This window comes from Streptomyces boncukensis (assembly GCF_011045075.1).
GTDB lineage: Bacteria > Actinomycetota > Actinomycetes > Streptomycetales > Streptomycetaceae > Streptomyces > Streptomyces boncukensis.
The window spans coordinates 1-11,748 of sequence record NZ_JAAKZZ010000219.1 but is presented as its reverse complement, the minus strand read 5'-3'; the positions used below and the strand labels follow the sequence as shown (position 1 = coordinate 11,748).

The 11,748-nt window shown below is 73.9% G+C and carries 15 protein-coding genes; 11 read left to right on the top strand and 4 right to left on the bottom strand.

Annotation, left to right across the window (positions count from 1 at the left end; translation table 11 throughout):
• The first annotated feature begins 84 nt into the window (after positions 1-84).
• The 10 genes from cpaB to G5C65_RS20400 all read left to right on the top strand — a co-directional run bounded on the left by cpaB (position 85) and on the right by G5C65_RS20400 (position 8,761).
• Positions 85-834, top strand: coding sequence for a Flp pilus assembly protein CpaB (cpaB, locus tag G5C65_RS20445; protein ID WP_165300334.1), 750 nt, complete (start codon positions 85-87; stop codon positions 832-834).
• 16 nt (positions 835-850) lie between these two features.
• Positions 851-2,572 carry a CpaE/TadZ family protein gene (locus G5C65_RS20440; protein WP_165300337.1) on the top strand — a complete coding sequence of 574 codons (1,722 nt, stop codon included), beginning with the start codon at positions 851-853 and terminating at the stop codon, positions 2,570-2,572.
• A 113-nt stretch (positions 2,573-2,685) separates the two neighbouring features.
• The gene (locus G5C65_RS20435; RefSeq protein ID WP_338146548.1) at positions 2,686-2,967 is read left to right on the top strand and encodes a pilus assembly protein; all 282 of its coding nucleotides are present in this window, start codon (positions 2,686-2,688) and stop codon (positions 2,965-2,967) included.
• 25 nt (positions 2,968-2,992) lie between these two features.
• Positions 2,993-4,363, top strand: coding sequence for a TadA family conjugal transfer-associated ATPase (locus G5C65_RS20430; RefSeq protein WP_338146547.1), 1,371 nt, complete (start codon positions 2,993-2,995; stop codon positions 4,361-4,363).
• An 11-nt stretch (positions 4,364-4,374) separates the two neighbouring features.
• Positions 4,375-5,370, top strand: coding sequence for a type II secretion system F family protein (locus tag G5C65_RS20425; protein WP_165300332.1), 996 nt, complete (start codon positions 4,375-4,377; stop codon positions 5,368-5,370).
• A 4-nt stretch (positions 5,371-5,374) separates the two neighbouring features.
• A complete protein-coding gene (locus G5C65_RS20420) occupies positions 5,375-6,268 on the top strand; it encodes a DUF5936 domain-containing protein (RefSeq protein ID WP_165300331.1) in 894 nt (297 codons plus the stop codon).
• Positions 6,269-6,577: 309 nt separating this feature from the next.
• Positions 6,578-6,781 carry a hypothetical protein gene (locus G5C65_RS20415; RefSeq protein WP_165300330.1) on the top strand — a complete coding sequence of 68 codons (204 nt, stop codon included), beginning with the start codon at positions 6,578-6,580 and terminating at the stop codon, positions 6,779-6,781.
• Positions 6,778-7,371, top strand: coding sequence for a pilus assembly protein TadG-related protein (locus G5C65_RS20410; RefSeq protein WP_277608082.1), 594 nt, complete (start codon positions 6,778-6,780; stop codon positions 7,369-7,371). The genes G5C65_RS20415 and G5C65_RS20410 overlap by 4 nt, the downstream gene beginning before the upstream one ends.
• 41 nt (positions 7,372-7,412) lie before the next feature.
• Positions 7,413-8,006, top strand: a complete 594-nt coding sequence (locus tag G5C65_RS20405; protein ID WP_165300328.1) for a hypothetical protein — start codon at positions 7,413-7,415, stop codon at positions 8,004-8,006.
• Positions 8,003-8,761, top strand: a complete 759-nt coding sequence (locus G5C65_RS20400) for an OmpA family protein (RefSeq protein ID WP_165300327.1) — start codon at positions 8,003-8,005, stop codon at positions 8,759-8,761. Before G5C65_RS20405 ends, G5C65_RS20400 begins: the two co-directional genes overlap by 4 nt.
• 28 nt (positions 8,762-8,789) lie before the next feature.
• Here G5C65_RS20400 and G5C65_RS20395 read toward each other — a convergent pair whose 3' ends face one another.
• From G5C65_RS20395 to G5C65_RS20385, 3 genes are read right to left on the bottom strand one after another with little or no spacing between them, the layout of a single operon-like run.
• On the bottom strand, positions 8,790-9,593 hold the full coding sequence (locus G5C65_RS20395; protein WP_241265932.1) for an MBL fold metallo-hydrolase: 804 nt from the start codon (positions 9,591-9,593) through the stop codon (positions 8,790-8,792).
• A gap of 16 nt (positions 9,594-9,609) precedes the next feature.
• Positions 9,610-9,777 (bottom strand): DUF6126 family protein, encoded by a 168-nt coding sequence (locus tag G5C65_RS20390; protein WP_165300326.1) that lies wholly within the window; start codon positions 9,775-9,777, stop codon positions 9,610-9,612.
• On the bottom strand, positions 9,764-10,360 hold the full coding sequence (locus G5C65_RS20385; protein WP_165300325.1) for a helix-turn-helix domain-containing protein: 597 nt from the start codon (positions 10,358-10,360) through the stop codon (positions 9,764-9,766). Before G5C65_RS20385 ends, G5C65_RS20390 begins: the two co-directional genes overlap by 14 nt.
• Positions 10,361-10,500: 140 nt before the next feature.
• On the opposite strand from G5C65_RS20385, the gene G5C65_RS20380 reads away from it, so the two are divergent.
• Complete coding sequence (locus G5C65_RS20380; RefSeq protein WP_165300324.1) at positions 10,501-11,016, top strand: hypothetical protein; 516 nt, start codon at positions 10,501-10,503, stop codon at positions 11,014-11,016.
• 34 nt (positions 11,017-11,050) lie between these two features.
• Here the strand turns inward: G5C65_RS20380 and G5C65_RS20375 are convergent.
• On the bottom strand, positions 11,051-11,748 hold a 698-nt coding region (locus G5C65_RS20375), incomplete at its 5' end, for an LppU/SCO3897 family protein (protein ID WP_420903336.1).

The window sequence follows — 11,748 nt, the reverse complement described above, 5'->3', positions numbered from 1 at the left end:
GGGCGGACCCGCGCCGGCCGCCGCGGGTCCGCCCCGCGACCCCGCCGCCGAGGCCGTCGTCGCCGACCCCCGAGGAATCCGACCATGAACTCACGCCAGCGTCGCGGCGTCCTGTTGATGACCGTCTCGCTCGTGTGCGCGCTCGCCGCGTTCGGCGGGGTGCTCGCGGTCATCCGGAACGTGGAGTCCAAGGTCGGGGACGAGACGACGGCGTACGAGCTCAAGGAGGACGTCCCCGCGTACGAGCCGCTCGACGAGGGCCACGTCAAGAAGGTCACCATGCCCGAGCGGTGGCTGCCGGAGACCGCCGTCACCGACCTCGGGCAGCTGCGGCGGCGGATCGCGCTCAACCCGCTGAAGAAGGGCTCGCTGCTGCAGACCGACATGATGGCCAAGCGCCCCGAACTGCGCTCCGGCGAACAGGAGATCGCCATCATGATCGACGCCGAGACGGGCGTCGCCGGAAAGATCAACCCCGGCAACCGGGTCAACATCTACGCCACCTTCGAGGGCGAGCGGCGCTCCGGCAGCGGCGGCAGCGCCGGGAGCGGCACCCCGGACCGCTCCCAGGTGATCGTCAGCCGGGCCCGGGTCATCGACGTCGGCAAGCTCACCCCGCTCCGGGACCGCGACGACGACGACGCGCGGCGCGACCGGCAGCGCGAGCGCGAGGGCGTGCCCATCACCTTCGCGCTGGGCACCAAGGACGCCCAGCGCGTCGCCTACGCCGAGTCCTTCGCCGAGAACGTCCGCCTCGCCCTCGTCGCCCCCGGGGACGACGCCGAGGTCCCGGACGACGAGCGCACCTACACCCTGCCCGGCGACAAGCAGTGAGCATGTGAGGCAGCCGATGGTCACCCGCATCCAGCCCGCCGTCAGCGACCCCGACGCGGCCCGCTCCCTGGTCACCCTGCTCAGCCAGCTCCCGGACAGCGAGCCCGTGCCGCCCGCCATCGACTCCACCCAGCTGCTGGACACCCTCGCCCAGCTGGCCGGGCCCGGCGAGCCTCCGGCGCTGGCCGCACTGCCCGAGGTCGTGCTGGTGCACGAGCTGATCGGACCGCTGCCCGCGCTGGAGCTGATCCGCGAAGTCGCCCTGCGGTTCCCGGCCGTCGGCGTCATCCTCGTCACCCAGGACACCAGCCCGGGGCTGTACGCCTCGGCGATGGACGCGGGCGCGCGCGGCGTCGTCGGACTCCCGCTCGGGTACGAGGACCTCGCGGCCCGGATCGGCGCCGCCGCGTCCTGGGCCGCCGGGGTACGCCGCCATCTGGGCGCCGCCGCCGCGCCCGACGGCATCGCCGCGCCCTCCGCCCCGGGCGCCGGGGGCACCGTCGTCGCGGTGGCGGGCGCGAAGGGCGGCGTGGGCGCGACGCTGGCCGCCGTCCAGCTCGCGCTGGCGGGCAGCGCCGGCGGCCGTACCGCGGCCCTGGTGGACCTGGATCTGCAGGCGGGCGACGTCGGCTCGTATCTGGATGTGCAGTTCCGCAGGTCGGTGGCCGACCTGGCGGGCATCAACGACATCTCGCCCCGCGTCCTCCAGGACGCCGTCTACACCCACGAGACCGGGCTCGGGCTGCTCCTCGCGCCCGCCGAGGGCGAGCGGGGCGAGGACGTCGACGACCGCGCGGCCCGCCAGATCATCGCGGCCCTGCGCGCCCGCTACGAGCTGGTCGTCGTCGACTGCGGCACCCAGATGAGCGCCGCGGGCGCCGCCGCGGTCGAACTCGCCGACCGCGCTGTGCTGCTGACGACCCCCGACGTGGTGTCCGTACGGGCGGCCAAGCGCATGGTGCGGCTGTGGGAGCGGCTGCAGATCCGCAAGGCGGAGGAGACCCTCGCCGTCGTCAACCGCGCCTCCCGGCTCACCGAGATCCAGCCCCCGCTGATCGCCCGTATCACCGGCACGCCCGTCGCCCGCTCCACGATCCCGGCCAACTTCAAGGAGCTCCAGTCGGCGGTGGACGCGGGCCGGGTGCAGGACCTGGAGCCCCGGGGCGCGGTACGGCAGGCGCTGTGGGCGCTGGCGGGCGAGCTGGGGATCGCCACCGGGGACCCGGGTCCCGCCGGCCGGCAGCGGCAGCGCAGGCGGTCGGCGCGGCGCGCCGCGGCCCGGGGCCGGGAGAAGGGCGGCGCGGTGGAGGCCGGCGCCGGTGCCGAGCAGCTCGCGCTGCCGCCGGGCCCGGCCCGCAAGCTCGGCTCGGACCGCGGCGCGGTGAGCGTCGAGTTCGCCGGGGTGCTGCCGATCGTGCTGGTGGTGCTGGTGGTGCTGTGGCAGTGCGTGCTGATCGGCTACACCTTCTCGCTCGCCGGGAACGCCGCGGACGAGGCCGCCCGCGCCGCCACCTCCGCCGCCGCGTACGGGGACCCGCAGGGCGCGTGCGAGGCGGCGGCCCGCGAGCATCTGCCGGGGAAGTGGGCCGAGGGGGCGCGGGTGAGCTGCGTGCGCAGCGGGGGGCTGTGGAAGGCGGACGTGGACCTGAAGACCCCGATCCTCTTTCCCGGGGGCGCGGGGATGCCGTTCACGGTCAAGGGCGCGGCCGGCGCCGCGGAGGAGGGCGGCGACCGATGAGACAACCTCGCCTGTTTCGGCTCAGGGGCCCCGCGCCCCTGAGAGGTGCCCGGGATCGAGGGGCCAGCGCTGTCGAGTTCGCCGGAATACTTCCGCTGCTGCTCCTCGTGGCGATGGCCGCCATCCAGCTCGGCCTCGTCGGCTACGCCGTCCAGCAGGCGGGCACCGGCGCCCGCGCCGCGGCCCGGACCGCGAGCCATCAGGAGACCGAGGGGCTGTACGCCGCGCGCGGCAGGGCCGCGATGTCCGACTGGACGGGCCGGCGGGCGCGTTTCGCGCTGTCCGCCGGTGGCGAGGAGGTGAGGGTGACCACGACCGTGACCATCCCCTCCGTCATCCCCGGACTCGGCAGCCTCGGCGAGGCGTCCCGTTCGGCCACCATGCCCCGCGACTGACCGAACCGCGAGTGAGGAGAGACCGGTGAGTCTGCGCGCCCGCATCCCCGCCTCCGACGGCGCCGACCGGAACGCCGGGCACGGCGGCTCCCCGCATACGCCGTCCGACAGCACCGGCCACCTCGTCCCGGCGTACCGCACCAAGCTGCTGGAGGAGATCGACCTCGCCGAGATGTCGGCGCTCACCCCCGCCGAGCGCAGGGCCCGCCTCGAACGGGTCCTGGGGCACATCATCAGCCGGGAGGGGCCCGTCCTGGCGACGCAGGACCGCGCCCTGCTCATCCGCCGCGTCGTCGACGAGGCGCTCGGCCTCGGGGTGCTCGAACCGCTCCTGGAGGACGGCTCGATCACCGAGATCATGGTCAACGGCCCGGACCAGATCTTCGTCGAGCGCGGCGGGCACGTCGAGCGGGTCCCCGTCCGGTTCGCCTCCGAAGAGCAGCTGATGCAGACCATCGAGCGCATCGTCTCCACGGTCAACCGCCGGGTGGACGAGGCGAACCCGATGGTCGACGCGCGGCTGCCGACCGGCGAGCGGGTGAACGTGATCATCCCGCCGCTCTCCCTCACCGGGGCCACGCTCACCATCCGCCGCTTCCCGCGCGCCTACACCCTGCACGAGCTGATCGGGCTGGGCACGCTGGACGAGCACATCCTCGCCCTGCTGTCCGGCTTCGTCCGGGCCCGGTTCAACCTGATCGTCTCCGGCGGCACCGGCAGCGGCAAGACCACCCTCCTCAACGCCATGTCCGCGCTGATCCCCGAGTCCGAGCGGATCATCACCGTCGAGGACGCCGCCGAGCTGCAGCTCCAGCAGCAGCACGTCATCCGGCTGGAGACGCGGCCCGCGAACGTCGAGGGCAGGGGGCAGGTCACCGTCCGCGACCTGGTGCGCAACTCGCTGCGGATGCGGCCCGACCGGATCATCGTCGGCGAGGTGCGCGGCGGGGAGACGCTGGACATGCTGCAGGCCATGTCCACGGGCCACGACGGGTCGCTGGCCACCGTGCACGCCAACAGCGCGGAGGACGCGCTGATGCGGCTGCAGACGCTCGCCTCGATGTCCGAGGTGGAGGTGCCGTTCGCCGCGCTCCAGGACCAGATCAACTCGGCCGTCGACGTGATCATCCAGCTCGCCCGGCTCGCGGACGGCTCCCGCAAGATCGTGGAGATATCGCTGCTCGCCTCGCACGGGCGCGAGACGTTCCAGATAGCCACCCTCTCCCGCTTCGCCGCCCGCCCCATGTCGGCGGACGGCCGGGTGCACGGCACCTTCGAGCACCTGCCCGTAGCGGCCCGCGTCGCCGACCGGCTGTATCTGGCCGGTGAACCCGTCCCCGCGGCCTTCGGCGTCGCCCGCTCCGCCGACCAGCTCGCCACCAGAGACGCAGTCTGAGGACCCCCGCCATGACGACCCCGACACCCCTGCCCCCGCTGGCGCTCGCGCTGGACACCACCGCTCAGTTCACGCTCGGCGCCACGCTCGTCGCGGGCGCCTTCGCGACCATCGGCGTGCTCACCTACGCCTCAGGGCGGGCCCGGCGCCGCGCGCTCATCGAGCGGCTCACCGCGCCCGGGGCCCACGGCCTGGAGCTGCCGCCGGCCGGCGGCAGCAGACGGCCCCGGTTCGCGGCCGTCGACCGGCGGCTGCGCGCCACCGGCGCGGGCCGCGCCCTGCAGCGCAAACTGGCCGCGACCGGCCTGGATCTGACGCCGGGCGAGTTCTTCGTCTATCTGACGGGGCTGGTGGTGGTGCTGTGGCTGGCGGCGGCCTCGGTGCTCGCGCCGTTCTTCGGGCCGATCGCCGGACTGCTCGGCGTCCTCGCGGCCAACGCGTTCCTCAACTACCAGCGGCAGCGCCGCACCGAGCAGTTCATCAACCAGCTCCCCGAGCTGTCCCGCATCCTGGCCAACGCCACCTCCGCCGGGCTCGCGCTGCGCACCGCGCTGGGCATGGCGGCGGAGGAGCTGGAGGCCCCGGCGGGCGACGAGCTGACCCTCGTCACCAACCAGCTCGCGGTCGGCCGCTCCATCGACGACGCGCTGAACGAGCTGGCCGAGCGGCTGCCCTCGCGTGAACTGGTCGTCCTCGTCACCACACTGGTCCTCTCCAACCGCGCGGGCGGCACCATCGTGGCCTCGCTGCGCAACCTCACCAGCACCCTGGAGGAGCGCAAGGAGACCCGGCGCGAGGTGCGCACCATGCTCGCCGAGGTCAACGCCACGGCGTTCACCATCCCGCTGCTGGGGCTCGGCGCGATGCTGATGATGAACTCGATGATGCCGGGCGCCCTGGCCCGGGTCACCGGCTCGCCGGCCGGCCAGGTGGCGATGCTGGCCGCGGTCGGCCTCTTCGCCGCGGGCTTCCTGGTGATCCGCCGGCTGGGACGGATCGAGGTGTAGCGCGGTGCTCGCCCTGCTGCTGGCCACGGTCCTCGGCGCCTCGGTCTGGGGCGTCTTCGCCGGGGTGCGGATGTACCGTGCGGAGACCGAGCTGCCGCCCGATCTGGCGGTGGCCCTGGAGGTCGGCGCCACTCGCGCGGGGCCGCGGCAGCGCGCGGTCGACCGCGTCGGCATGCGCTTCGCGCCCCTGGTGCTGCGGCTGATGGGCCCCTCCCTGGTCGACAAGAAGCGCCGCAAGCTGGACCAGGCGGGCAACCCCGGCGGCCTCACCATCCACCGCTACGCCGCCCGCCGCGCGGCGTACGGGATGTTCGGCATCGTGATGGGCCTGGCCGGGCTGGCGGCGGGCAGCGTCGTCTTCACCCTGCTCGTGGCGGCCTTCGGCTGGTTCGCGGCCGACCTGGGGCTGTGGCAGGCGATCCGGGACCGCAAGCGGGTCATCGAGCGCACGCTGCCGGACTTCCTGGACGTCCTGGCCGTCGTCGTCTCCGCGGGGCTCGGCTTCCGGCAGGCCCTGGAGCGGGTGGCCGACCGCTACACCGGGCCCTGGGCCGACGAACTGCGCATCACCCTCCGCCAGATGGACATGGGGGTGAGCCGCCGCCAGGCGTTCGACGAGCTGCGCAAGCGGAACGGCAGCGAACAGGTGGACCAGTTCGTCACCGCGCTGCAGCAGGGGGAGGAGCTGGGCGCGCCGATCGCCGAGACGCTGATCCAGATCGCGACGGACATGCGGCGCACGGACGCGCAGAACGCGCGCCGCAAGGCGGCCAAGACGGTGCCGAAGGCGACCGTGACCACCATCGCGTTCCTGCTGCCGGGGACGCTGATTCTGATCGTGGCCACCTTCATCCTCGGCTCCGACACGGATTTCGGCTCCGTCCTGAACGGTGACTAGCGCGATGGCGGGGGCTCCTCGGTGCTGCGGAGGGGCTGCCCCTGACGGGGCACCGGTCGAAGGGGTGCGGCCTCGCTGGCGGGTGTGGAATTCCTCAGACGCCCTCCCGCATCACACCGCCCCTCGCTATGGTGAGGAACGGTGCGTGTCCGCTTCGTCACAAGGTCCCCGCGCGCACCACGCGAACCGCGCCGGGAGATCCGGGAGAGGAGGCGGCGGTGACCGGGCCCGCGCACATCCCCCCGCCCACGCGCTCCCGTGAGGCCCGCCCGCACGTTCCCCGATTAGCCAGGTGCGAAGGAGAGCGCGATGTCGAACTCGATGCGGAACTGGTGGCGCCGCCTGCAGGCCCGGACGCGCGGCGAGGCGCGCGAGAGGGGAGCGAGCGCGACGGAGTACGCGGGCATCGTGATCCTGGTGGCGGGGATCATCATCGCCATCCGGGCGCTGAACCTGGACGCGCTGATCTCCACGGCGGTCCTCAACGCGGTCAACTCCGTCCTCGGCAACTGACCCGCCGCGCGGCCGCCCGCGACGACCGGGGGCAGGTCGTCCTGCTGAGCGCCGCGATGATGGCGATCCTGCTCTTCGCGGCCTTCGCGTTCTTCGCGGTGGCGCAGGCGAGCACGGTACGCAACGGGGGCCAGTCGGCGGCCGACGCCGCGGCGCTGGCGGCGGCCCAGGAGGACCGGGACGAGCTCCTGGAAGGCTTCCTGGAGGCCCTGGGCGACGGCGAGGCGTGGCGGGACTGGCTGGACGGGATCCCCGCCCGCACCGGGGACGGCTGCGGAGCAGCCGAGCGCTTCGCCGGGCGCAACCGCTCCGACGTGCTCAGCTGCGACCGGATCACTCGCGGCGGGGACAGCGGCTACACGGTGCGGGTCCGGACGCGGTTCGACACCGGCAGGACCCTGGTGCCCGGGACGGACAACAAGAAGGCGGAGGCGACGGCCACCGCCGTCGTCCAGCCGCGCTGCCGGGCCGAGCAGGACTCCGACATCATCGAACTCACTTGCGATGGAGACGACGTCACGATCGACCCCGACGACGAGGACCTCGCGCTGGAACCGGCGGACCTCTTCGACGTGGTGCTGGCCGACTGAGCCGGCGTAAGAGTCAACGACGGACAGAGGACGAGCGACAGATGAGCAATCGGCGCACCAGGAAGGGCCGCGGCGGCATGGCCGCCGCGGCGATCATCGCTGGCCTCGTCCTCACGGTCGCCGGGTGCAGCGGGAGCGGCGGGAGCGACGACGAGGGCGGCGAGGGGAAGAGCACCGCCCCCGCGGGCCGGCAGAACACGGACGACGGCGACGGGCCGTCCCAGGACGAGGGTGAGCCCCTCGCCGAGCTCAAGGGGTCGGACGACATCCAGCTCACCATCACCGCGGCCGAGCGCGAGGAAGGCGGGTTCGTCACCCTCTCGGGCACCGTGCGCAACAGCGGCACCAGCGCCTGGAGCGGCGTCGAGTGGAAGTCGGACGAGAACGAGATCGCCAAGGCCAACCCGGCCTCGGTGGGCGCCGCCCGGCTCGTCGACAAGAAGGGCAAGAAGCGGTACTACGTGCTGCGGGACACGGAGGGGCGCTGTCTGTGCACCTCGTTCAAGGGCGGCCTCCTCCCGGGGAAGTCGAAGACCTGGTTCGCGCAGTTCCCCGCGCCTCCCCAGGGCAACGACAAGGTCGACTTCCAGCTGGCGGACCTGCCCGCGGCCGGCATCACGATCTCCGGGGAGTGAGCACCGTGCTGCGTCTGCTGCGCACCGCCGCCTGCGCGTCGGCCTCCACCGCGCTCCTCCTCGGCCTCCAGGCCGACCTCGCGTACGCCGACGACCCGACGCCCCGCCCGGGAGCCACCGGCCTCCCCGGCTCCGGCGTCACCGGCGACCCCACCACCATCCCCACCGGGGGCGCGCCCTCGCTTCCCGGGGAGACGGGCTCCGGGGACGCGGAGTACAGCGAGCCGCCGGACAACATGGGGAACGTCAAACCGGCCGTCGAGGTCGACCCGCGGGCCGAGGGCCTGCGGCTCGCGGACGGGGCGAAGCTGGCGGAACCGAAGGTGCTGGACATCAAGTTCGTCACCGAGGACATGGGCGGTGACGAGCGGCGCGAGGACAGCACGGGGAAGACGAAGTTCACCCTCCAGGCGGAGGTGCTCTTCCCCAAGGACAGCTCGCAGCTCAACAGCGGGGCGAAGGCCCGTATCAAGACCATCGCCGCCGAGATCGAGAAGCAGGGCGGCGACCAGGTGAACGTCTTCGGTTTCACCGACAACCTCGGCTCCTACGCCCACGGCAGGACCCTGTCCAAGAAGCGGGCCTCCGCCGTCCAGTCCGAGCTGGCGGCACAGCTGGGCTCCGGGCTCGGCTCCCGCGTCAACTTCAACGTCCGCGGCTACAGCGAGGACTACCCCGTCGCCGACAACGCCACGGAGGAGGGGCGCAAGAAGAACCGGCGGGTCGAGGTGTCCTTCCCCCGGAAGAGCGGGTGACGCGCGGCGCGCAGCGGCAGCGGCAGCCTCAGCGGAGGACGGGGACCGTCAGGCCCGGCGTGGCCACCCCGATCCCGCCGCAGTAGCCCTCGCCGGCCGCGGTCCGCGCCGAGCCCGGCTCCGTGCCCGGCCACAGATGGGTGAGCAGCAGCTCGCGCGCCCCCGCCTGCGCCGCGTACTGCCCGGCCAGCTGAGCCGTCAGCAGATACGGCGCGTCGGTCGGGTCCGGGACGCGGTGCACATAGGTCGCCTCGGACAGCAGCAGATCCGACTCCCTGGCCAGGTCCGGGATCTCGGGGGAGGGGCCGGTGTCGCCCGTGTACGTGAGCACCCGCCCGTCCGGGGCCGTCAGCCGCAGGCCCGCGTTCGGGACGAAGTGCGGCAGGAGCCGGGTGGTGACGCGGAACGGGCCGACGTCGAAGTCGCCGCCCCCGGGCCAGAACTCGTGCAGCGCGTACGCGCTGCCCAGCATGCTGCGCTTGTCCAGCGCGAGCACCGTCTCCAGCGCGCCGCGCGGTGCGTGCACCGGCAGCGGCGGGGGCGGGCTGGCGCCCAACTGCCGGGCCCGCAGCAGCGGGTTGAGGTCCGCGCAGTGATCCGGGTGGCCGTGGCTGACCAGGACGGCGTCCACCTCCTCGGCGGCGGTTCCGAGCGCCAGCAGCCGGGGGAAGGTGGCGTAACCGGGGTCGATCAGCAGCCGGAAGCTCTCGTAGTCGACCAGGTAGCCGCTGCATGGCTGGGTTGCGGTGGGCCACGCGCCGCATCCGCCGAGCACCGTCAGTCGCATCGGCACACGATAGAGCAGCCGCACCACCCCTGTGTGCCTTGCCATATGCGCCCCGCAGGCTCTAGTCGCCGCCGCCCACGGCGAACAGGAGGAAGAGGAACGCCGCCAGCACATGGCCCGCGACGAGGTACGCGAACAGGCGGAGGGCCAGCCCGCGCGGAAAGCGGCCCTCGCCCCGTTCCGCGCCGGTGTCCTCCTTCTTCCTGTCCGTCTTCCTATCCGCGCTCATGGGGCGCTCGCCCTCCCTTCCGGTCCGTGGGAACGCACAGGTCGGACGCCGGACTCTGCAGCAGCGTGTGGACGAACAGCAGATCGGCGCCCTGCGGGGAGGCGGAGTCCAGCCGGTGCGGCGTCAGCGAGTCGAAGTGCGCCGAGTCGCCGGGCCGCAGTGTCTCCTCCGTCTCCCCGAGCGTGAGTCGGAGCGTCCCGCTCTCCACGTACAGCCATTCCTCGCCCGGGTGGACCCGTACGAGGTCCCCCTGGGCGCCTCGGGGGATGTGGACGCGCAGCGCCTGCATCGCGCGGCCCGCGAGCCCCGCCTGCCGGTAGCGCCAGCCGCCCGCGTCCACGGGCTCCATGTCCTCGGCCCGCACCACCGGATCGGGGACGGCGGGGGCCTCGCCGAGCAGTTCGCCGACCGTCGTACCGTAGACGCGGGCCAGCGTGAGCAGGAGCGGCAGGGACGGCTGGCGCTTCCCCGTCTCCAGCCGGGACAGATGGGCCGGGGAGAGCCCCGCGCGCCGGGCCGCCGCTTCCAGGGTCAGCCCGCCGCGCTGCCGTAGGCGCCGCATCTGCGGCGCGTACTGGTTCATGCCGACGATTAAGGCATGGAATTGACCCCTGAGGCAAAACTTTTGCCTCAGGGGCAAAAATCGCACACCCTACGGGGCGCCGGCGACAGCCGGTGAGGTTTGGGGGATTGGTGACGGTTGCCGGGGGCAAGGGATGGGACGTGGTGGAGGCAGCAGTCGTGGAGACGGCGGAGGGCCCCGGGCGCCCCGCGCCCGTCTCGCGGATACGGGGATGGACGGTCGGCTGGGTCGCGGGGGTCGCCCAGGCGCTGGGCGCGGCGCTCCTGCTGATCAGCGAGTTCGTCCGGACGGATGTGGCGGCGTTCGGCGAGAAGGTGCCGCCGGGGACGCGGCTGCCCCAGTACGCGTCGGACTTCCCCCACGTCCGGGACTGGCTGGGGGACCGGGCGTGGTACCGGGTGATCGAGGACGTGGGGGACGCGCTCACCCTCAGTGAGCCCCGCGCGGCGCTGTGGGCTGCGGTGTGTGCGGCGCTCGTCGTACGGTTCAACAGGGACGGGCCGCCGCGGGTGCAGTGCGTGCTGTCGCTGCTGGGCGCGGTCTACTGCGCGCTGCTGGCGGTGGTGGGGATCCCGTATCTGGCCCTCGCCGGATTCGCACTGCCCTTCGCCCTGGTGCTCGGCGGGGTAGTGCTGGGCGCGGTGACCCGGAGGTGACCGGCGCCCCGCAAGGGCGCCGGGCCGCACCGGATCAGCCCCGGCTCTCGCGGGCGCACAGCAGATAGCGCCCGCCGTCGACCCGCCACGTCCAGTAGCGGCGGTCGTCCTTGGCGTCGCGCGCGCACCGGCCCTGGACGTCGTCGCTCCCGCCGCCCGCCGCCAGGCCGTGGATGCTGGTGATCCGCAGCAGCCGGTTGTACGACGCCGGAGGGCTGCCCCCGCACGCGGGAGCCGACATCAGCGCCGCGAGCATGCCGTCCTTCGACTTCTCCGCGGCCAGGCACTGGCCCACGCGGTAGTGGCGCGTCAGGCACAGCGCGGTGGCCCGGCCGCCGCGCGGCGTGTAGCTCCAGGAGCCGCGCCCGTTCCCCTTCGGGCAGGAGGCGCGGCTGGTGCGGATGTCGGCGACCCGGACGTACGCGCGGTCGCTGCCGCAGCGCACCCGGGCGCCGGCGGTGGGCGCCGCCCGGCTCCAGCCGTCGCCGTTGCTGTGGACGTTCAGACACTGGCCCTCGCGGACGGAGCGGAAGGCGCCGGCCGTGCGGTCGCCGCCGCCGGGGGAGCGGGCCGCGGCGCCGGAGGGGGCCGGCGACGAGGGTGCGGTGGAGCCGGGCGCCGAGGAAGCGGGCGGACGCGCCAGGCCGCTGTCCGCGGGGGCCGGCGCGTGCGAGTCGTCCGGGGGCCCGGGGGCGGTCGGCAGGCCGGCGCCGCCGGGGTGCGGGCCGCTGG